Source organism: Nonomuraea mangrovi, assembly GCF_042681425.1.
Taxonomy (GTDB): domain Bacteria; phylum Actinomycetota; class Actinomycetes; order Streptosporangiales; family Streptosporangiaceae; genus Nonomuraea; species Nonomuraea mangrovi.
This window is the reverse complement of sequence record NZ_JBHUFV010000054.1, coordinates 114,276-133,224: the sequence shown is the minus strand read 5'-3', so window position 1 is coordinate 133,224 and position 18,949 is coordinate 114,276. Positions and strand designations below refer to the sequence as shown.

21 protein-coding genes are annotated in these 18,949 nt (G+C 69.3%); 5 read left to right on the top strand and 16 right to left on the bottom strand.

What is annotated here, in order from left to right:
- Window positions 1-6: 6 nt before the first annotated feature.
- From ACFSKW_RS36740 to ACFSKW_RS36725, 4 genes are read right to left on the bottom strand one after another with little or no spacing between them, the layout of a single operon-like run.
- Window positions 7-1,422 carry a S41 family peptidase gene (locus tag ACFSKW_RS36740; protein WP_379577851.1) on the bottom strand — a complete coding sequence of 472 codons (1,416 nt, stop codon included), beginning with the start codon at window positions 1,420-1,422 and terminating at the stop codon, window positions 7-9.
- On the bottom strand, window positions 1,419-2,474 hold the full coding sequence (locus ACFSKW_RS36735) for an ABC-2 transporter permease (RefSeq protein ID WP_379577849.1): 1,056 nt from the start codon (window positions 2,472-2,474) through the stop codon (window positions 1,419-1,421). The genes ACFSKW_RS36740 and ACFSKW_RS36735 overlap by 4 nt, the downstream gene beginning before the upstream one ends.
- Entirely contained in the window at window positions 2,471-3,361 is an 891-nt protein-coding gene (locus tag ACFSKW_RS36730) for an ABC transporter ATP-binding protein (protein WP_379577847.1), read from the bottom strand. Before ACFSKW_RS36730 ends, ACFSKW_RS36735 begins: the two co-directional genes overlap by 4 nt.
- Complete coding sequence (locus ACFSKW_RS36725; protein WP_379577845.1) at window positions 3,358-3,750, bottom strand: GntR family transcriptional regulator; 393 nt, start codon at window positions 3,748-3,750, stop codon at window positions 3,358-3,360. Before ACFSKW_RS36725 ends, ACFSKW_RS36730 begins: the two co-directional genes overlap by 4 nt.
- A gap of 194 nt (window positions 3,751-3,944) precedes the next feature.
- Between ACFSKW_RS36725 and ACFSKW_RS36720 the strand changes: the two genes are divergently transcribed.
- Entirely contained in the window at window positions 3,945-4,307 is a 363-nt protein-coding gene (locus ACFSKW_RS36720; RefSeq protein ID WP_379577843.1) for a DUF2203 domain-containing protein, read from the top strand.
- 79 nt (window positions 4,308-4,386) lie between these two features.
- Here ACFSKW_RS36720 and ACFSKW_RS36715 read toward each other — a convergent pair whose 3' ends face one another.
- From ACFSKW_RS36715 to ACFSKW_RS36700, 4 genes are read right to left on the bottom strand one after another with little or no spacing between them, the layout of a single operon-like run.
- The gene (locus tag ACFSKW_RS36715) at window positions 4,387-5,016 is read right to left on the bottom strand and encodes a hypothetical protein (RefSeq protein ID WP_379577841.1); all 630 of its coding nucleotides are present in this window, start codon (window positions 5,014-5,016) and stop codon (window positions 4,387-4,389) included.
- Window positions 5,003-6,649, bottom strand: a complete 1,647-nt coding sequence (locus ACFSKW_RS36710; RefSeq protein WP_379577839.1) for a vWA domain-containing protein — start codon at window positions 6,647-6,649, stop codon at window positions 5,003-5,005. The genes ACFSKW_RS36715 and ACFSKW_RS36710 overlap by 14 nt, the downstream gene beginning before the upstream one ends.
- A 20-nt stretch (window positions 6,650-6,669) precedes the next feature.
- On the bottom strand, window positions 6,670-7,836 hold the full coding sequence (locus tag ACFSKW_RS36705) for a toxic anion resistance protein (RefSeq protein ID WP_379577837.1): 1,167 nt from the start codon (window positions 7,834-7,836) through the stop codon (window positions 6,670-6,672).
- 34 nt (window positions 7,837-7,870) lie between these two features.
- Window positions 7,871-8,989, bottom strand: coding sequence for a hypothetical protein (locus tag ACFSKW_RS36700; RefSeq protein WP_379577835.1), 1,119 nt, complete (start codon window positions 8,987-8,989; stop codon window positions 7,871-7,873).
- Between the two features lie 472 nt (window positions 8,990-9,461).
- Here ACFSKW_RS36700 and ACFSKW_RS36695 point away from each other — a divergent pair, with 472 nt between their 5' ends.
- Complete coding sequence (locus tag ACFSKW_RS36695) at window positions 9,462-10,505, top strand: trypsin-like serine peptidase (RefSeq protein ID WP_379577833.1); 1,044 nt, start codon at window positions 9,462-9,464, stop codon at window positions 10,503-10,505.
- 180 nt (window positions 10,506-10,685) lie between these two features.
- Here the strand turns inward: ACFSKW_RS36695 and ACFSKW_RS36690 are convergent, their stop codons facing one another.
- Window positions 10,686-11,147: a hypothetical protein gene (locus ACFSKW_RS36690; protein WP_379577831.1), complete on the bottom strand. Its 462-nt coding sequence runs from the start codon at window positions 11,145-11,147 to the stop codon at window positions 10,686-10,688.
- 81 nt (window positions 11,148-11,228) lie between these two features.
- Complete coding sequence (locus ACFSKW_RS36685) at window positions 11,229-12,215, bottom strand: NAD(P)-dependent alcohol dehydrogenase (RefSeq protein WP_379577829.1); 987 nt, start codon at window positions 12,213-12,215, stop codon at window positions 11,229-11,231.
- 207 nt (window positions 12,216-12,422) lie between these two features.
- Between ACFSKW_RS36685 and ACFSKW_RS36680 the strand changes: the two genes are divergently transcribed.
- On the top strand, window positions 12,423-13,145 hold the full coding sequence (locus ACFSKW_RS36680) for a DUF2306 domain-containing protein (RefSeq protein WP_379577827.1): 723 nt from the start codon (window positions 12,423-12,425) through the stop codon (window positions 13,143-13,145).
- A 19-nt stretch (window positions 13,146-13,164) separates the two neighbouring features.
- On the opposite strand, the gene ACFSKW_RS36675 is transcribed toward ACFSKW_RS36680, so the two are convergent.
- Both ACFSKW_RS36675 and ACFSKW_RS36670 read right to left on the bottom strand, forming a co-directional pair.
- Window positions 13,165-13,815 carry a response regulator gene (locus ACFSKW_RS36675; RefSeq protein ID WP_379577825.1) on the bottom strand — a complete coding sequence of 217 codons (651 nt, stop codon included), beginning with the start codon at window positions 13,813-13,815 and terminating at the stop codon, window positions 13,165-13,167.
- The gene (locus ACFSKW_RS36670; protein WP_379577823.1) at window positions 13,812-14,951 is read right to left on the bottom strand and encodes a sensor histidine kinase; all 1,140 of its coding nucleotides are present in this window, start codon (window positions 14,949-14,951) and stop codon (window positions 13,812-13,814) included. Before ACFSKW_RS36670 ends, ACFSKW_RS36675 begins: the two co-directional genes overlap by 4 nt.
- 208 nt (window positions 14,952-15,159) lie before the next feature.
- Here ACFSKW_RS36670 and sigJ point away from each other — a divergent pair, with 208 nt between their 5' ends.
- Both sigJ and ACFSKW_RS36660 read left to right on the top strand, forming a co-directional pair.
- Window positions 15,160-16,038: an RNA polymerase sigma factor SigJ gene (gene sigJ / locus ACFSKW_RS36665; RefSeq protein WP_379577821.1), complete on the top strand. Its 879-nt coding sequence runs from the start codon at window positions 15,160-15,162 to the stop codon at window positions 16,036-16,038.
- Window positions 16,039-16,203: 165 nt separating this feature from the next.
- Window positions 16,204-16,884, top strand: a complete 681-nt coding sequence (locus ACFSKW_RS36660) for a hypothetical protein (RefSeq protein WP_379577819.1) — start codon at window positions 16,204-16,206, stop codon at window positions 16,882-16,884.
- Between the two features lie 38 nt (window positions 16,885-16,922).
- Here ACFSKW_RS36660 and ACFSKW_RS36655 read toward each other — a convergent pair whose 3' ends face one another.
- The 4 genes from ACFSKW_RS36655 to ACFSKW_RS36640 form a co-directional block, all read right to left on the bottom strand.
- Window positions 16,923-17,879, bottom strand: a complete 957-nt coding sequence (locus ACFSKW_RS36655; protein WP_379577817.1) for an NAD(P)-dependent alcohol dehydrogenase — start codon at window positions 17,877-17,879, stop codon at window positions 16,923-16,925.
- A gap of 26 nt (window positions 17,880-17,905) precedes the next feature.
- Window positions 17,906-18,130 (bottom strand): helix-turn-helix transcriptional regulator, encoded by a 225-nt coding sequence (locus tag ACFSKW_RS36650; RefSeq protein WP_379577815.1) that lies wholly within the window; start codon window positions 18,128-18,130, stop codon window positions 17,906-17,908.
- Window positions 18,131-18,132: 2 nt separating this feature from the next.
- On the bottom strand, window positions 18,133-18,552 hold the full coding sequence (locus tag ACFSKW_RS36645) for a hypothetical protein (RefSeq protein ID WP_379577813.1): 420 nt from the start codon (window positions 18,550-18,552) through the stop codon (window positions 18,133-18,135).
- A gap of 93 nt (window positions 18,553-18,645) precedes the next feature.
- Window positions 18,646-18,870: a hypothetical protein gene (locus ACFSKW_RS36640; protein WP_379577811.1), complete on the bottom strand. Its 225-nt coding sequence runs from the start codon at window positions 18,868-18,870 to the stop codon at window positions 18,646-18,648.
- Between the last annotated feature and the right edge of the window lie 79 nt (window positions 18,871-18,949).

Genomic DNA, 18,949 nt, shown 5'->3' with positions numbered 1-18,949 from the left:
GTCCATTCACTTGTGCAGCAAGGTCAGGGCCTTGGCCAGCGCGGGGTCGCGCCCTTCGGCCGCGTCCTTCGGCGTCAGTGACACGTAGTGGTCGGGGGGCACGCCGATCCGGTCGATCACCTCGCGATCGGGCCCCAGATGGTGCTTGACGGGGAAGCTCAGCACAGTGTTGTTGCTGAGCAGGAACGGCTGCGCAGGGCCGGAGATGATCCCGGCGGTCCTGGTGCCGGCCAACTGGCCGATCCGCAGGTCCTTGACCGCGGAGCTGAAGTGCTCGCACGCCGAGGCGCAACCGCGGTCGGTGAGCACCACCAGCGGCAGGTTGACCAGCTCGACGGTGTCGTCGGTCCGCGAGGCCTCGCACGTGCCGTCCACGGTGCACAGGTAGGCGGTGACCTTGCCGTGGACGAACGCGCTGAGCAGCCGGGCCGCCTCGACGGGGCTGCCGCCGCCGTTGCCGCGCAGGTCCAGCACGACGCCGGTGAGCGTCCGGCCGGCGCGCAGCCTGGAGACGGCCTTGAGCACCCTGTTCGCGGAGTCGGGCGCGAACCCGCGCTGCCGTACATAGGCGATGTCGCCTTCCAGCAGCTTCGACGTCACCACCTGCAGGGCGGCCAGATCCCGCTGGAAGAGGCCGGGTTTGAGCGTCACGCTCCAGCGGCGGCCGGTGGCCTGCCGCAGGAGCCGCAGCAGGACCGGGCGCGCCTGCGGGTATCGCGGGTAGAGGGCGGCGATCGCGGGGGTGGCCTTCCCGTCGATGAACGGCGCCGATCCGTTGATCGATTCGATGATGTCGCCCGGGCGCAGCCCGGCGGCCTGCGCCGCGCCACCCTGCACGGTGGTGACGAACAGCGGAGGGAGGGCGACGCCGGGGTTGCTGTCCGCCTGCGCACCGGTGACGTTCGCCTGGAGACCCAGGCCGTAGCCGTCGCCGTCGTAGTAGTCGGGCGGCCGCTTGACGTCGTGCGCCCAGCCGGCGTGGTTGTCGCCGAGGCCGGCCACGATGGCCTCGAGGGTGACGACGGCCAGCTTGTCGCGCAGGTCGGGGACCTGCTCGGTGGTCTTCCGATAGACGGCCTCGAAAGCGGTCCAGTCGGCTTTCCTGTCACCGGTCAGCGCCGGCATGGTCGCCCCTGGAACGTCGCGCCCGTGGCGGTTGAGCTCCTGCGTCAGGGCGACGAAACCGGCGGTCAGCAGCGAGCGGGCGTCCAGCGTGGCGCCGCTGTAGTAGTTGCCGAGGATGCAGAAGTACGCCTGCTCGACCACGTCGATCGTGGTGGCCGTCTCCGCCCCTGGGGGTCCCTGGGGCTGCCCGCAGGCCGTACTGGCTGCCGTGCTCGCCTGGCTGCGCGGCGGCGTCGGTGCCGTGCAGGCCGCCGCCAGGAGGAGGGCGAGCCCGGCTGCCACGGTTCTGGCGGTCATGACAGGCGCCTCCGGATCCACCAGAAGCAGAACCAGGTGAGGCCGAGGGTGAGGAGGGCGTAGATCCCGGTCTCGATCCACTGGAAGGGCCAGAAGCGGTCGAGGGGCTGGTAGGTCGCCTGCTGCCGGTAGCCGAGCCGGTTGATCTCGGCCATGCACGCGTCCATGCCCTGCCCTCCCGCCCTCGATGGCGCGCAGGGTCCTGACGTCGTGGAGATCTGGATGGTGGCTTCGTCGCCGTCGCCGCCGATCGTGCGTCCGGACGGATCGACCAGGTCGCTGGACATGACCCAGGCGCCCGCCTGGCCGGGAACGGCCGACTTCAGGACCATGTGCGCAGGTCCCCCTCCATTCGGTGGTATGCCGAAGTTCTCCACGTTCGCCCTGCCGAGCTCGGAGGTCGTCGTGACCGGGGGCATCAGGTGGGGACGGACCAGCAGCGGCATGGCGAGCTGGATCGCTGCGAAGACGGCCAGGGTGAGGGCCATGGCGGGCAGCGTGCGGCGGACGAGCATGCCCACCGTCACGCCCAGGACGAAGGCGAAGGCCCCGTACCCCATCGGGGCGATGCCGCGCGCGCCGAACACCAGGGGCGCCATCAGGGCCAAGCTGTCCGGGGCCGACTTGTCCAGGGGCCCGGACCACAAGGTCACCGCGAGGCCGCACAGGCAGGCGGCGGTCATGGCGACCAGGCCGGTGAGCCCGAGCTTGACCGCCAGCCAACGGCCGCGGGTGATGCTCTGGTTCCACACCAGCAGGTGTGTGCCCGCCTCCAGTTCGCGGGTGATCATCGGTGCTCCCCAGAAGATCCCGACGAGAGCGGGCAGGAGCAGCACGACGAGGCTGACGGCCAGGAAGGGGAGCTGGTACGCCTCGAAGAAGCGGTCGAAGAACTGGTCGCAGGTGTTGTCCTGGGTGCAGTCGGCGATCCCGGCGGAGTAGCCGGAGGCCAGCCCAGGACCGGTCAGGGCCAGGGCGGCGGTGAGCATGACGAGTAAGGCGGCCGTCATCGCGACCGAGCCGCGGAACTGGCGCCAGGTCAGCCAGATCATCGCTGGACCTCCAGGGTGGGCCGCCGGTCGGCGGCGGTGGACTTGTCCATGTAGGCCAGGACGAGGTCTTCCAGCGTGAGCCGGCTGACCGTCCAGGCGGGATCGAGGATCGGGGCGCCGGTACGGATGATGTAGGTGCTCTGCCGATCGGTGTGCCGCGCGGAGACGATGTGCTGATCCGCTGGCAGCCTGCTTGGATCGCGACGCGGGCCGGTGAGCCGGTGATGGGTGGCCAGCAGGTGCTCGGTCTCCCCGGCGATCTGGACGCGCGAGTCGACGAGCACGATCAGGTAGTCGCACGTCCTTTCCAGGTCGGAGACCAGGTGGGAGGAGAGCACCACGCTGAACTCGTGCTCGACGGTGGCCTCCATCAGCCCCTGCAGGAACTCGCGGCGGGCCAGCGGGTCGAGCGAGGCGACCGGCTCATCCAAGATCAGCAGTTCGGGCCGCTTGGCCAGGCCCAGGGTGAGGGCGACCTGGGCGCGCTGGCCGCCGGACAGCTTGCCCGCCCGGTGGGCGGGATCCAGACCGAGCCGCGCGATCCGTTCCCGCGCTATCACGGCGTCCCAGCCGGGGTTGAGCCGTGCTCCCAGCCGCAGGTGATCGGCGATACTCAGCCCGGCGTAGACGGGGGTGTCCTGGGCGACGAAGCCGACCTTGGCCAGCTGTGCGGGGCCGCCGGCGGGGCGTCCGCTCAGCACGGTGATGCCGCCCGTCGTGGGCTCCAGCTGGCCGCTGGCCAGTTTCAGCAGCGTGGTCTTGCCCGCTCCGTTGGGGCCCACCAACCCGACGACGTGGCCGGCCGGGATGTCGATGGTGCACTCGCGCAGCGCCCAGCGCTTGCCGTACTTCTTGCCCAGTCCTTGGGCCGCTAGGACAGACGTCACGCTATGTCCTCCTGAGAGGTGGTCCGAAAGGTGGTCATGAAGAGGGCCTCGATGCTCTCGTCGTCGAGGCCGGCCCGGCGGGCCTTGGCCAGCCAGCGCTGCAGTTCCAGCCGCAGCGGGCCGTGCGCGGCCAGCGAGGCGCCGGTGAGCGTCGCCGTCACGAACGTCCCCACCCCCGGCCGGGCGGCGACCAGGCCCTCGTGCTCGAGTTCCCTGTAGGCCTTGAGAACGGTGTTGGCGTTGATCGCCAGTTGCGCCACGACCTCCTTGACGGTCGGCAGCTGGTCGCCCTCGCGCAACAGGCCGAGTCGCAGCGCATGCCGTACCTGCTGGACCAGCTGCAGGTACGGCGAGACACCGGACCGACCGTCCAGATAGAACTCGATCACTGCATCTCCATTTATCTAGGTTCCTAAGACTTTAGATCCCTAGATCTAAAGCGCTTGTAAGGAGAGCTGTATCGCCGGTCCCGGTTCCGCGTCCCGACCCGCTTCGGGCTCGGCCACCGGCATGCCCGGCCCCCTACGCTGATCGGGCCTACGCGGCGGTACCCCGGAGTGAATGCCGCCGATAGCGTTCTCCTGTGGACAGAATCTTCACGGTCGAGGAGGCGCGGAGTCTCATGCCGCAGGTGTGCGGGCTCGTGGCCGAGCTCGTCGCCATACGCGCCGACCTCGCCGAGCTCGGCCACGATCTCAGAGAAGGCGTGCGATCCCCGCTCGGCGGTCTGCCCGAGGCCAAGGCCATGGAAGCGCGCATCGGCGAGATCCTCGGCTGGTTCGACGAGCGGCAGATCGAGATCAAGGGCATCGCGCCGGTGCTCGTCGACTTTCCGGCGGTTCTCGATGGGGTGTCCGTGCGGCTGTGCTGGATCGAGGGTGAGGCCGAGCTCGGCTGGTACCACCGCAGCGAGCTCGGCTTTCCCGGCCGGCGCCGCCTTCCCTGAAGCCCGAGCCGAAGGCGGCCGACCGCGACCACGCTCGCCGCTCGTCCTCCCGTCCCGTCGAGCGACGAAGCCGGGGCGGTCAGAGATCCAGGTCGGAGCCGCCGAAGCGGTCTTCGAGGAACCTGCCCTGGTCGCGCAGAGCCTGCTCGTCACCCAGGTACACCGACTCGGCGACCTTGCGGAGCTGGGCGCCCAGCAGGTCGAGTTGGGCGAGCACCTCCTCGTGGGCGCTGCGCTGCCGCTCGCCGCGCCGCGTGAGCGCGTACGAGCGGGGCAGGTTGGCGTAGGCCTCCAGGCTTGACGGAAGGTAGTCCCTGATCGTCTGCGACACGATGTGCAGGTGGTCGGGGGAGGAGGTGAGCGCGTCCGCGCGGCGCAGGATGTCGCGCAGCACCTCGGCCAGCTCGCCGACCTTGGTTGCCACGTCGTCGGGGAAACGGTTCCGGCCGACCCTGGCCAGCAGCGTGTCCAGGTCGCCGAACAGTTGCCGGCTCTCCACCTCCGCGTGCGAGATCGTCAGCTTCACCCGGTCCGCCGGGGCGAGCAACGCCCCGACGCCGTACAGCCCGGCCACCACCACGGGCCAGTACGCCCCGGCGACCCCGAAGAACACCAGCACCACGCCGATCAGCGCCAGAGCGCATCCGGCGATGTTCTTCGTGGATCCGGCATAGGCGAGGACCCGGGCGGCCGGGCTACTGGTAGCCACGGATCTCCTTGAAGGCCGCCGTCAGCGATCCCGAGCGGGCGTCGAACGTCGCACCACCCGTGAGCTGCGCGACCTGATTCATTTCCGCCACGTCGCTGTCGCCGAAGAGCACCACGAAAGCCGGGAACCTCACCTGCAGAGAGCGGTAGTACGAGGCGAAGTCGTCGTAGGAGCTGCCGTCCGTGTTCTCGCCGTCCGTCATCAGCACGATCGAGGTGAAGTCCGCGGACGGCGAGGACCTCGCCTGCTCGTAGGCGGCACGCAGGCTGTCGAAGATCGCCGTACCGCCCCTGGTCCGCAGCGCCTCGCCGTACGAGCGGATCTGCCGGAGCACGGGATCGGCGTCCCGCTCGGGCAGCGTGAACGTGCGCGGCTCCTCGGGCGTCGAGTTGAACGGGATCATCGTGACCGTCTCGCGGTTGCGGAAACGTGAGAACGTCCCGCTCACGGAGGTGTCGGCTCCGGCCAGCGCGGTCAGTGCCCGCTTCAGCGCGTCGAGGCGATCACCCGCCATCGATCCGGAGGTGTCCAGCACGAAGAGGGTCCTTGAGGGCTTGCGCACCTGGTTGAGATAGACGCCGATGAGCTCGTCGGCGGCGCTGCGCCGGTTGGGGAACGGCAGCTCCACCAGGGACGCCGACCCGAAGCGCTGGTCGGGCCGCACCTCCGGCACGATCGGCCGCCGGTAGGTCGTCGCCATGATCTCGCGCTGGATCTCGGGCTTGCGCAGCCAGGCGGCGAGCTTCCCGTACAGCGCCTGCTTCTCCGCTCCGGCCGAGTTCAGCAGCGTGAGCGGGTAGTCGGCCGTCACGACGCCGTCGGTCGGATAGATCAGCGTGAGCGGCTCCCTGAGCTTGCCCGAGGCGTTGAGACCGAGAAGCACGGACTCGTAGTTCACCAGCCCGTCCACCGTGCCCTGTTTGATGTACGCGTCGGCGAGCCAGCCGGAGGAGCCCGCGGTGAGCGTCTGCGCCGAGAAGAACTCCGTCAGCTTCGGCGTCGCCGCGTCGATCTGGGCCTGGTCCAGGGCCTCCCCGGCATCCGAGAGTGCGGCGGTCACGCCGACCAGCGCGGAGAATCCGGAGTTGGAGGCGGCCGGGCTGGTCATGCCGAAGGTGAACTTGTGGGCGCGAGCGGCGGCGGCGATGTCGTTCCAGGTCACGGGTTTGCTGTCCCAGCCGAGCTCGCGGGCCTTCGACCGCTTCAGGCCGAGCAGTACCGGCGAGGCCATGACCTTGGTCTGGGTCGACAGCCGCGCGGTCGCCCCTTCGATGAGCGAGAGGTAGCGGTTGGAGGAGAACCAGGTCGCGTCGTACGTGCCGTCCGCTCCGCCGTTCCCCACCTGCTCCGCTCCGTCGAGCGTCCCGGAGTACGACAGCGCGACCCGCACGCCGACGGCCTCCTGCGCACGTTCGAGCAGCGGCTCGAGGTCCTTGATCTCGCTGCCTGCGAGCACGCGGAGCACGTCGGGGCCGTTCACGGGCTCCGAGGCGGAGCCGGAGCCGCCGCAGGCCGCCGACGCGACGAGCAGGGCGATCACGGCAAGCGCCCGCCCGGCCGGTCGCATGGTGAGCACTCGCCCCGTCACCGGGGAGGCGGTGGTACGCGTGGCGGCGTCGGCCGGCCTTCTCATCCCGGGAGCCCCTTGCTTCCTCATCGGGGGAGGGCCTGTTCGTCGCCGCGCTGGGAGCGCTCCAGGTATGTACGGGCGTGGTCGAGCTCGACGGTCAGGTTGTCGACCGTGATCGCCATGTTCTCCACGGCCTGGGCCTTGAACGTGTCGATCGTGTCCATGGTGGCGTAGATGTTGTCGAACGCCTTGCGCAGCGCGTCCATGCCGACCGTGGTGGAGGCCGCCTGCGTCTGGATGTCCGCGGCCTGGGTGCGCAGCATTTCGCTGGTCGCCACGATCAGATCCGACGTGGTCGTGTTGAGGGCGGCGATCTGGTCGAGCACCAGCTTCTGGTTGGCCAGCGCCTGCGCGACGGTCACCGCGGTGCGCAGCGCGGCGATCGTCGTCGTGGTCGCGCGGTCCACACCCTTGATCAGCTCGTGGTTGTTCTTGCGGATCAGGTCGAGGGCGAGGTAGCCCTGAGCGGAGACCGCGAGCTGGGTCAGCAGGTCCTGGTGCTTCTGCCGGATGCCGAAGAGCGCGTCCGAGCGCAGCGCGGTCGCCTTCTCCGGGTCGGTCGGCTCCACCCGCGTGATCCGCGCTTCGACCGCGGAGTCGAGCGCGGCGGCGAGCAGGGCGTACTCCTGGAGCTTGGTCATCGACTCCCAGAGGTTGGCCTTCTCGCCCTCGATGGCCGCGTTGTCCTTCAGAAGCTCGTCCTGCCCGGACTTCAGGGCACGGATGATGTCGTCGATGTGCTGCTGAGCCGACTGATATTTCGCGAAATAGTCGCGCAGCTTGTCGCCGAACGGGATCATGCCCAGCAGCTTCTTGCCGGGGCTCGACGCCTGCTTGGGGTCGAGGTCGACGATCGTGCGGCGCAGCGCGACCAGCTGGCCCGCCACCGCCACCTGCGCGTCCTTGCCCTCGCCCTTGGCCGACGCGAGCGCTGCCACGGGACGCCGCAGCATGCGGTTGGCGACCTGGGACGACGCCCGGATCTCCGAGTCGCCCATCGAGGTGATGTCGTGCACCTTGCGGGTGAACTCAGGGGAGCGGGGGTCCAGCCCGCTGAGCTCCTCGGCGAAGCCGTTGGCCTTCTCGGCCAGCTCGTCGCTGCGCCCCTCAGGTATGGGCAGCATGGTGGCCGCCTTCTCCACGGGCACCTTGGCCACGGGTTCGGGCGGGCTGAGGACGAGATCGCTCACGTGGTGTCTCCTGCGGGCAGTAGTGAAGGCGGGGTCACGGGGTGGGGGACGGAGCCGCGCCGGACCGGTACAGCTCCTCGACCTCGGCGATCATGCTCTCCAGCCGCTCGTAGGCGGGAGGCTCGACCACGTCGATCAGGCCGGGCGGCAGCGGGGCCCCGGTCTTCGCCACCATGTCGCCGAACGCCTTGGGGGCGGCGGTGCGGAAGCCGTAGGCCGCGGCGAGGCGCCCGAGTTCCTGGTCCTCCTGCAGCAGGCGGCCCACCTCGGTGCCCTGGGCGCTGAGCGGTACGAGAGTGTGCTTGCTCAGGACCGTCGGCGATGGGTACAGCAGTCGCATGTCAGGGCGGATCGAGCCGTCACCGGCGAAGAGACGGGAGGCGTACTGCGCTTCGTAGATCATGACCATGGGCGTCTTGCCGATGCCCTGGGACAGGTAGTCCTCGAACGGCGCCTCGCTGGAGGTCTCGGAGTAGCCCTGGTCGAGGAAGAGCGGCGCGACTTCCTCGGCCACCTTGGAGACCTGCGCGTTGGAGTTCACCACGTCGTCGCCGTTGGCCACGTAGCCGGCTATGGACAGATACATCGCCGCGGAGTTCGACGTGCGGATGTCGGTGGTGGTGAGCAGCACCCGCTTGCGCGCGGGGTAGGCGGTGTTGCCCGGGAGCCTGTCCCACCGGGTCCCCTTTGCCACCAGGTCCAGATATTTCTTGATATCGAGGATCTGGTATCCCTGACCGGAATCCCGGACGACTCCCGCCCTGGCGAGGACGTCCACGATCGGCTTGAAGGTGGCGACCGCCATCGGGGAGGAGAACGGCGCGAACGTGCGGGCGGCGCCGTGGTCGCGTTTGATCTTCTCGGCGGCCGGCACGCTCGACGGGAACGCGAAGCCGTACTTCTTCGGGTCCACCGAGGCCGCGATCTGGCGCGATCCGGCGGTGTCGACCTCGACCCGCAGGCCGTGCCCGGCGAAGACGGCCTGTACTCGCCGGTCGTCGAAGAAGGGCTTCTTCTCCGACCCGATCACCCCGCGGACAAGGATGAGGTCTTTCTTCTCGGCGCCGCCTCCGCTGCGGTCGCCCACCACGATCGCCACCACCACGGCGGCACCGAGGAGCAGCGCCAGCCCGACGCCGATCCATCGCTTCATTTGGTTCCCCAATAACTCACCCCGTATCGCCGCATACCGGCGCTCTCTATCGGATTATGTGAGATATCGGGGTGGCTGGGAGTGGCTCACGAATAACGTGTTAACAATTCAGCTTCTGTTCACTGAAAGGTCACTATGCGATGGGCTGAACAGTTCGCTAAACGGCCATATTGGCGCGGGCGGGGACTCGATCGGTCGCCATCGAAATGAGGGCGCTACCCCGAAAGCCCGCGCCGATGAATTCGCTGCTGCGCCGATTTCTTCGTGCGTGTCTGTCCCGCTTGTTCGTGGATGCGCTGCCAGATCGGTCAAATTATCCTATATCGGACATAAGGGACCAGTTATTTCCCTTGCGGGACATCCCGCTGGCGTTATGATCTTCCTTTTCCTCGGTCAGGCCGAACAGCCCGGCCGGGGTCCATGCTGACGGGGCCGTCACGAACGCCCCCATGAATGGGACTGGAGATCCGTTATGAGGCGTGCACTGATCACATTAGGTATCGGCTTGGGCCTGGTGGGCTCCACCGTCGTCTCCGCACCGGCTCTGGCCGCGAGCCCGGTGACGGTCCCTCTGGCCACCAGCGTGTCGGCTGCTCAGCAGGCCGCGACGTTCTGGCTCGCCGACGGGGCCGCCAACCTGAAGAGCGCCACACCCTACGCCGTGCAGACCGTGGTCCATGGGGAACGGACGTCCACCGCCGTCGTCCCGGACGGCAAGCCTGGCGTGGTCGCGCCGGTGCAGGGAGTGGCCTCGCCGGAGGGAAAGCTGCCCACGACCTCGGGCAAGGTGTTCTTCGTCGGCGCCGACGGTCAGCCGCACTGGTGTACGGGCACCGCCGTGCAGTCGAACTACCGCAACCTGGTCGCCACCGCCGGTCACTGCGTGTACGACACCCAGCGCGCGGGCGCCGCGCTCGACAAATGGGTCTTCGTTCCCGGCTACTCCGAAGGCACGACCCCGTCGGGCCTGTACGTCGGAAAGCAGGCCGTCGCCCACTACGACTTCGGCGTGTACGCGGACTACGACCGCGACTTCGCCTTCGTGAACGTGTACAACGGCGTCGTCTCGTCCTCCTCCGGCGTGCTGACCGATACCGGCAGGCTGGTCGACAGCGTCGGCGGGCTGGGCTTTCGCTACAACCAGCCGCCGAGTTCCTCGGTCGACGTCTTCGGCTACCCGGCCGGCCCCAACCCTGACGGAACCGGGCGGCCCTACACAGGCCAGACCCTCGAACAGTCCACCGGATCGACATTTCCCGTGAGGCTCTCCGACCTCGCCGCCGACCAGGCCATCGGCGTCGACTCCCCGTTCCCCGGTGAAGGCTCCCTCGGCTCCTCCTGGCTGTACCACTACAGCAAGGACAGCGGCACCGGCTACCTCAACGGCATCACGATCAGCGTCTCCGACACTGACGGCGACGGCCGCTACGACACCGGCGTCTCCCCGTACTTCGACGGCGAGGTGGCTGCGGTCTACTCCGCCGCCGGCAACTTCTGGACCGGCCCCATCGCGTAGAAGAACGCTGCACCCGCCCGCCGCCCGTCCACCCAGGCGAGCGGGCGGGTGCAGCGTCGCCCTCATCGCGCTGACACGGGCCGGACAGTCGTGCGCCTCTGGCCTGACGACATTGCAGGGGTCGGAGCCCGTGTGTTCGACGCGGGAGTCGAGGTGATGGCCGATGGCCGGAACGGCGGTTCAGCCGCACACCCCAGGCAGGGCGCACACCTTCTTCGCCATCTTCTTCGCCTGGGCGGCGATCTTCCTGCCGGCCTCCGGGCCGTTTGCCGATGTCCGTGTAGAGGAACAGAGCGGTGCCGCGGCGGGCGACGATCGCCCGTTCGCCGGGCTCACGCTCCCGTACAGCACGAGCTGTTCGCTGCTGCCGGAGGGGGCGCTGGTCGAGTAGGTGATGGTGCGTATCGCGAGCCGGTTGTCGCGGGGCTTCGCCTTGGCGCGGCAGGGATTGAGCTCGAGCTGCCGGGTCAGGCTGTCGCTGATCTCCCACCACTTCTCGTCCTCCATGACCGGCCCGGCGATCGCCGCGGGCTCGGTCACCAGGAATCCCTTGGGGATCTCGACGCTGTCCGCGTAGGCCACGCCGGTTCCGGCCGACACCGATCCGATCACCAGTGTCACTGCCATCGCTTGCTTGATCACAATGGTTGAGATGCGGGATCTTCTCGATAAGTTGGCGATGCTTAGACGGCTGATGTCGGATCGGCCCCGCTGAGCGTGGTCTCAGGACGCGATGACGACCTTGCCCGGAGCGTGCCCCTCTTCCTGATACCGGATGGCCGCCGGGATCTCATCGAACGGGTAGACCCGGTCGATGACCGGGGTGACCTTGCCGTCTTCGATGAGCTCGGTCAGCGTCAGCAGGTTCCGCTTGTTCTCCGTGCATCGGACCACGTCCGCCAGGGCCATGGTCTGGGACACGAACGGCGACACCGCGAACGTCGAGAACATGCGGCCGGCGGGTCGCACCCATCGGCCGGCGGGCCCGCCGACGACGACGTAGGTGCCCTTGGGGGTCAACGCCCGGCGGCATGCCGCTCCCGGGTAGCCGCCCGCGACGTCCAGCAGCAGGTCGTAGCGCTGCCCGTTCCGGGTGAAGTCCTCTCGCGTGTAGTCGATGACCTCGTCCGCGCCGATCGACCGGACCAGGTCCACGTTCCGCGTGCTGCAGACGCCGGTGACCTTCGCGCCGAACGCCTTGGCGATCTGCACGGCGAACGTGCCCACGCCTCCTGAGGCTCCGTTGACGAGCACACGCTGCCCCGGCTGTACGCGTCCCTGGTCGCGCAGGCCGAGCAGGGCGGTGCCGGCGGCCATCGGTACCGCGGCCGCCTGCTCGAACGACAGGTTCGCCGGTCGCGGTGCCAGCTCGTCTTCCCGGACGCAAACGTACTCGGCGAAGCCGCCCTGCTTGGGCATCGCGAACACCTCGTCGCCGGGGCGGAACTCTGTCACGTCCTTGCCGACCGCCTCGACCTGCCCCGCCACGTCGGCGCCCAGGACGTTGATTTTCGGCTTGCGCAGCCCGGGGCCGCCGCCCATCAGGCGCGCGATGTACGGCTCGCCTCTCATGAAGTGCCAGTCGTACGGCTGGACGGAGGTGGCGCGTACCCGGACCAGCACCTCGTCGTCGCCCGGCACGGGCGTCTCGATCTCGGTGAGATCCAGGACGTCGGGTGAGCCGTACGAGCGCAGGACGAACGCCTTCATCACATTCTCCTCATCCACGGCGAGTGCGGACATCCATCGGGGGCCGTCACGCTCCCGCATCGACGGCGTGTCGTGAAAATCAGCGTAGAAGGCGTGATCAGGGGGCTCATCAGCCGAAAGTACGCCCGTTTGGCGGACGATCGGCCAGGTCAGGCAGGGCCGTTCTGTCGATGACCCGCCGTCGCCTCAGCCGTCACGATCGAGGGCATGACCGACGAGAGCCCGGCGGGACGCCTGCCGTTCCCGCAGCCGCCGCGAGCCGGCCGGTTGAAGGACGGCCGGAGCGGGGCCACAGCCCCTTCCTCGAGGGCTGGGTGGCTCGTGCCGGCCGCGCTGATCGTGCTCGGCGCCGTTCCCGTGGTCGCCGGTGCCGTACGCCTGACGGAACTGGCCGGCGGTGCGGCGATCACGCCGGAGAACGGACGGTTCTTCGCGGCGCCCCTGCCCGTGGTGCTGCACATCATCGGCGCCTGTGTGTACAGCGTGCTGGGCGCCTTCCAGTTCGCGGCGGGGTTCCGCCGCCGGAGGCCGCGCTGGCACCGTGTCGCGGGGCGGCTGCTGGTTCCGTGTGGACTCCTCGCGGCGCTGGCGGGGCTGTGGATGTCCCTGTTCTATCCGCGCCCCGCGGGCGACGGCGAACTCCTCGCGGGGTTCCGGCTCGTGTTCGGCGCGGCCATGGTCCTGTCCCTTGCCCTGGGCTTCGCCGCGATCCGGCGGCGGGACGTCGCAGGGCACCGCGCCTGGATGGTCCGCGGTTACGCGATCGGCCTGGGCGCGGGCACGCAGGCGGTGGTGCTGGCGCTCTGGTTCCTGGCCATCGGCACGCCCGGCGAGATCGCCAGGGCGCTGCTCCTGGGCGGCGGATGGGTGATCAATCTCGCTGTGGCCGAGTGGATCATTCAGAGGCGGGGCGCCCGGCCATCCTTCTGACGCCTTTCTCAGGATCGCTCTAGACGCGGTTGGTCTCGTAGGCCCACATGGCGATCTCGACGCGGTTGCGAGCGCCGAGCTTGGCCATGAGGCTGGCGATGTGGGACTTGACGGTGCTGAGAGAGATGCGCAGCTCGTCGGCGATCTCGTTGTTGGTTCGCCCGCGTGCCACGGTGGCCAGGATCTGTTCTTCACGGTCCGTGAGCACCTCGATGGGGTGCGTCGGGGGTGAGGCGGGCCCGGTGCGGGCGAAGGCGCCGAGCAGCCGGGCGGTGATGCTCGGGGCGATGAGCGCGTCGCCGTTGGCGGCGGCGTGGACGGCCTGCGAGAGCAGGTGGGCGCCGGCGTTCTTGAGCAGGAACCCCCGGGCGCCGGCCCTCAGGGCGGCGTAGACGTACTCGTCGAGATCGAACGTGGTGATGACGACGACGGCGAGGGGGTCCTCGACGGACGGCCCGGCGAGGGAACGGGTCGCCTCGATGCCGTCGAGGCCGGGCATGCGGATGTCGAACAGGCACACGTCCGGGCGCAGGCGCCGCGCGAGCTCGACGGCTCGCCGCCCGTCGGCGGCCTCGCCGATGACCTCGATGTCCGGCTGGGCGTCGAGGATCATCGAGAGTCCGGTACGGACGATCTCCTGGTCGTCGGCGACGATCACCCGGATGCTCATGTCGCCGATCCGGTTCGAGGCAGCACCGCGGTCACCGTCCATCCCCGGTCGGGGTCGGGGCCGGCGACGCAGGTGCCGCCGAGCAGATCGGCGCGTTCGATCATGCCGATGAGCCCGTACCCGGGCGACCCGGTCTGGCGCAGGAGGCTGCTGTCGCCGTCGTCGCTCACGCGCAGGTGCACCGACGTGTCGTCGGCGGCGACGCGGACCTCGATGCGGGTGGCGTGGCGCGCATGCCGCCTGGCGTTGGTGACCGACTCCTGGGCCAGGCGGTACAGCGCGGCCCCGACCAGCGGGGGAAGGTCGTCGAGGTCGCCCGAGATCTCGACGTCGACGGCCGGGACGGAGGGGCCCTGGCTCGCCAGCCCTTCAAGATCGGCGACGCCCCGTCCGGGCGCCAGCTCCGCCTGCTGGTCCTGGCGAAGGACGCGGACCATGGTGCGCATCTCGGCGAGGGCGCGCGCCGCCTCCGCCTCGATCACGTGGAGCGCCTCGGTGGCGGCGTTCGGCCGCGACGCCGACGTCGCGAGGCCCGCCTGCGCTCGGATCGCCATCGCCGAGACGTGATGAGCGACGGTGTCGTGCAGGTCGCGGGCCAGCTGTTCGCGTTCGAGCAGCTTGACCTGGTCGAGCTCGCGCATCCTCTCCCTGGCCCGGTACCGGAACGCCACTCCCAGGGCGATGGCCGACGACATGACGGCGAACGCCGCCACCGCGTCGGCGAGGACGATGCGGTCGAAGCCGATCGAGAGGAGGACCGCGACGAGCATGATCGCCAACCCGGCCGCGGCCTCGCGTCCCGCTCCCCACCGGAACAACGCGTACACGAGGAGCAGCAGGTACACCATCGTGTACGTCTCCGGAGACTCGCCGCTCGTCAACAGCGGGGCCAGGCTCGTGGTTCCGAAGGCGATCGCGAGCATCGGCAGCGGTCTGGTCCTGCGCCACAACAACGTGGGCACCAGCCCGAGGGTGACCGTCACCGAGACGGCCCGCCACGGAAGGTCCGGCCGCAGGACTCCCTCGAGAACCGCGATCGGCACGAGGACGCCCACGAGCGCCCAGTCCCGCCACACCCGCAGCGGCGGGTCGGGGGGACGTGGCTCGTTCCACACGGAGCGAAGGAGGCCGTACACCAAATCATGGTAACGAGTGCCCCTGTTCAGCCCGAAGAGCAATTCTCACATTTCCAGCGGGATCGGACGGTGCGGCGGGAGCGGTGCGACGCCGCCGCGGCCAAGATCGGTGAGGTCGTGTTCGGTTCGGGGTCGGTCTCCCCGGTCACATCGGCCGGTTTTCGCGGGTCTACTGTTACGACACGCCGCGCGGAAGGACTGTGACACGGTGGACGAAAAGGTATGGCTGACCGAGCGTTTCGAGGAGCATCGGGCTCATCTGCAAGCGGTGGCCTACCGGATGCTCGGCTCGGTGAGCGAGGCCGACGACGCCGTGCAGGAAGCCTGGCTGCGACTCGATCGCGCCGACACCAGCGGCGTGGAGAACCTCGGCGCGTGGCTGACCACCGTGGTGGCACGCGTGTGCCTGAACGTGCTGCGCTCGCGCGAGCATCGGCGCGAGGAGTCGTTCGAGGTGCGCATGCCCGACCCGATCATCAGCCCCGAGTCCGGGATCGACCCCGAGCATGAAGCGTTGCTGGCCGACTCGGTCGGGCTGGCACTGCTGGTGGTGCTCGAGACGCTGTCACCGGCCGAGCGGCTGGCGTTCGTGCTGCACGACATGTTCGCCGTGCCGTTCGAGGAGATCGCCTCGATGACCGAGCGGTCTCCGGCCGCGGCGCGGCAGCTCGCGAGCCGCGCCCGCCGCCGGGTGCAGGGGCAGGCCCCGGCTCCCGACCCCGATCTCGCCCGCCAGCGCGATGTCGTCAACGCGTTCTTCGCCGCCGCCCGCGACGGCGACTTCGACGCGCTCGTCGCCGTGCTCGACCCGGACGTCGTGCTGCGGTCCGACGGCGGCGTCGTGCGTGCCCGTCAGACGGTCGTGCTCAACGGGGCGCGGACCGTGGCCGAGCAGGCCGTCGGCTTCGGACGGCTCTCGCCGTTCGCACGGCCGGCGCTCGTCAACGGTGCCGCCGGAGTCGTCGTCGCCGCCGATGGACGGCCGTTGTCCGTCATGGCCTTCACCGTCGCGGGCGGGAAGGTCGTCGCCATCGACGTGCTCGCCGATCCCGAACGCCTACGCGAGCTCGACCTGCCGGTCCTCTGACCAGCCCGCCGTCGTCGCGGCGATCCTTCGATCCGGGACCCGTTCCCTGCGGCCCTGGCGGTGGCGGCGCGCTCGCCGGCGAATGGCCGGGGACATTTCGGGTGGCGATCTGTCTCACGGGGAAGCATCTCAGGAACTCCCTCGTGTGGCGATCGTTGATCCGGCGTGACGGCCTTGGCTGCGGGGGTGTCCATGCAGTTCATCGAGACCAGCATCATCGGTGTCCGCTCCGCCGTTCTCACCTTCCGGCGGCCCGGCTCGCCGATGAGGTTCCTTCTCATCCCGATGGTGCACGTCGCCGAGCAGGCCTTCTACGACCAGGTGGCGGAGCGGCTGCGCGGCTGCGACCTCATCGTCGCCGAGGGGGAGCCGTATGCCGATCTCCTCCTGCACCGCAGGATCTCCAGGATCCGGGTCGATGGGCTCGTGCATCAGCTGGTCGGTCTCGACGCCGAGTCGTTGGGCGTTCCGCTGCTCTGGCCCGACAGGGACGACGATCGTGGGAGGTGGTTCAGCCTCGTCATGGACGCGCTCACCGCGGTGCCGGACTGGCTGACGACGATCAGGTTCCCGTCCGGCGGCATCGACGTCACGGACCTCACCGGACACGACGGGTGGGCGGGCGGCCGGGCCAAGCAGGTGTGGCGCAAGCTCATGCTCCACGAGCGGGACAAGCGCCTTCTGGACCTCCTCACACGGATCCACGAGGAGCGCGGCGAGGAGCCGATCACGGTGGGGGTGCCCTGGGGTGCGGCCCACATGATGGCCGTGGCGGGCTGCCTCTTCTCGGAGTTCGGATACCGGGTGGTGGCGGCGGAGTGGGTGACCGTTCGCAACGCTCGGTGAAGCGGTGGGATCATGGCGCCGCGCCGAACGCCACGAACTCACACGGTGATGACGATCTTGCCGGCCGCCTGTCCGCTTCTCAGGTACCGGATGGCTTCGGCGACCTCGTCCAGCGGATACGTCCTGGCGATGATGGGGGTGACCTGGCCGGACGCCAGAAGCTTCGTCAGGAGGCGAAGGTCCTCCTGGCGCGCTGTCGAGAACAGGGGACGCAGCTTCTGGCGGACGAAGGGCGAGAGCAGGAACATGCGGAGCTGGCGGTCCGTGCCCTGCAGCCAGCGTCCTTTCACCTCGCTGCCGATGACGACGAGCGTTCCTGTGGGGGTGAGCGCGCGCCGGAGGTGGGACAGCGTACGGTGGCCCGCGGTGTCGACGATGAGGTCGTAGTGGTGGGCGCCGTCGGCGAAGTCCTCGCGGGTGTAGTCGACGACGTCGGCGCCGAGCGAGCGGACCAGGTCCACTTTGGCGGTGCTGCACACACCCGTCACGTCCGCGCCGAACGCTGTGGCCAGTTGGACGGCGAACGTCCCGACGCCGCCGCCCGCGCCGATGACCAGGACCCTCTGCCCTGCCTGGACCGGGCGAACACCCTGGAGGGCGGGGAAGGCGGAGGTGGGGACCGCCGCCGCCTGTTCGAAGGTGAGGTTGGCCGGTTTGTGGTCGAGCCGGTCCTCGCTGGTGCGCGCGTACTCGGCGAAGGAGCCGTCGCAGGTGCCGTACACCTCGTCGCCGGGCCGGAAGCGGGTCACGTTCGCGCCGACGGCCTCGACGCGGCCGGCGACGTCCAGGCCGGGGACGCGGTGTCTCGGTCTGAACGGCCCTGAGGCGAGGCGGCTGAGGTACGGCAGGCCGGTGACGAGGTGCCAGACGCCCTGGTCGACGCCGGCCGCGACCACGCGTACGAGCACGTCGTCGTCCCCGGCCACCGGCCGGTCGATGTCGGCGAGCCGCAGCAGGTCGGGTGAGCAGTAGGTCTCTCGGACCATCGCTTTCATGCGATCACGTTCCTCTCGGTGCAGGGCTACGGCTCGGTGTCGGGGTACTGGAAGACCTCGTCGAGGGGGGCGTCGAACACCCGGGCGATCCGGAAGGCCATCTCCAGCGAAGGCGAGTAGCGGCCCTGCTCGATGGCGATGACGGTCTGGCGGGTCACGCCGATGCGTTCCGCCAGGTCCGCCTGTGTCATCTCGCCGTGCGCGAAGCGGAGGGCCCGGATCACGTTCGTGACCTTGGTGGGCTTGACCATCGTCAGAAGCCCCTGCGGTACGCGACGATCTTCACGATCGCCGAGGCGAGTGCCGACAGGACGAAGGCCAGGTAGAGCGCGTTGGCGATCCAGAAGTGCTCGAACTTCGCCAGGGTCAGCCCCAGTACCGCCACGGAGCCGACGGCGAGGACGTAGTACTCGGCGCGCTGGCCGTACCGGTGGATGTCGGTGTCCCGCTCGTCCTTGAGGTTCGCCTCCCTGGGCGCGGCGATCGCGGTCACGATGCTCGCGACGACGTTCACCGCCACCGCGACGCCGATGGCCGTGAGGAGGGGCCACACGTAGGCGATGTGTGCGACGTCCGTCGACGCGACCTGTCTGAGGATGGTGGCGAAGTAGACGACGGGCACGCCGACGGCGATCACGGCGTAGATCCATACACGTTTCTCTTCGGTTGACACGCGTGCTCCCGATGTCAAAGAAACCTGACATGGGGAATGTAAAACAACCCGTACATGACGTCAAGCATTCTTAACATCGCGCAGGTGAGGGGGTCAGTACCAGGCGACCAGGCCCGCCGCCCCGGCCCCTTCGGCGTGGGCGCGGCGGAGGATGGTCAGGGGCGCGTCGAGCAGCTCGCCCGCGTCGAAGTCCGGGCTGTCGCCGAAGTCGTTCATCCACTGCTTGATGCCGGTGATGACCGCGGCGCGCCGGATCCCCCGGACGTCCAGGGTGGTCTCGGGGATGAGGCTGACCGTCCATGTCCCGATGGTGCTCACCTTCGACTCCATGGGGTGCATTGACGGTACGCGCTGGGCGACCCTAGCCTAGAGGATCTACCTATCAGTTGGTAGGTTT

Bases quoted from the DNA above. Each gene is read 5' to 3' on its own strand.
- ACFSKW_RS36740 (WP_379577851.1), bottom strand. From the start codon at position 1,422: ATGACCGCCAGAACCGTGGCAGCCGGGCTCGCCCTCCTCCTGGCGGCG.
- ACFSKW_RS36735 (WP_379577849.1), bottom strand. From the start codon at position 2,474: ATGATCTGGCTGACCTGGCGCCAGTTCCGCGGCTCGGTCGCGATGACG.
- ACFSKW_RS36710 (WP_379577839.1), bottom strand. From the start codon at position 6,649: ATGAGAAGGCCGGCCGACGCCGCCACGCGTACCACCGCCTCCCCGGTG.
- ACFSKW_RS36700 (WP_379577835.1), bottom strand. From the start codon at position 8,989: ATGAAGCGATGGATCGGCGTCGGGCTGGCGCTGCTCCTCGGTGCCGCC.
- ACFSKW_RS36695 (WP_379577833.1), top strand. From the start codon at position 9,462: ATGAGGCGTGCACTGATCACATTAGGTATCGGCTTGGGCCTGGTGGGC.
- ACFSKW_RS36685 (WP_379577829.1), bottom strand. From the start codon at position 12,215: ATGAAGGCGTTCGTCCTGCGCTCGTACGGCTCACCCGACGTCCTGGAT.
- ACFSKW_RS36680 (WP_379577827.1), top strand. From the start codon at position 12,423: ATGACCGACGAGAGCCCGGCGGGACGCCTGCCGTTCCCGCAGCCGCCG.
- ACFSKW_RS36675 (WP_379577825.1), bottom strand. From the start codon at position 13,815: ATGAGCATCCGGGTGATCGTCGCCGACGACCAGGAGATCGTCCGTACC.
- ACFSKW_RS36655 (WP_379577817.1), bottom strand. From the start codon at position 17,879: ATGAAAGCGATGGTCCGAGAGACCTACTGCTCACCCGACCTGCTGCGG.
- ACFSKW_RS36650 (WP_379577815.1), bottom strand. From the start codon at position 18,130: ATGGTCAAGCCCACCAAGGTCACGAACGTGATCCGGGCCCTCCGCTTC.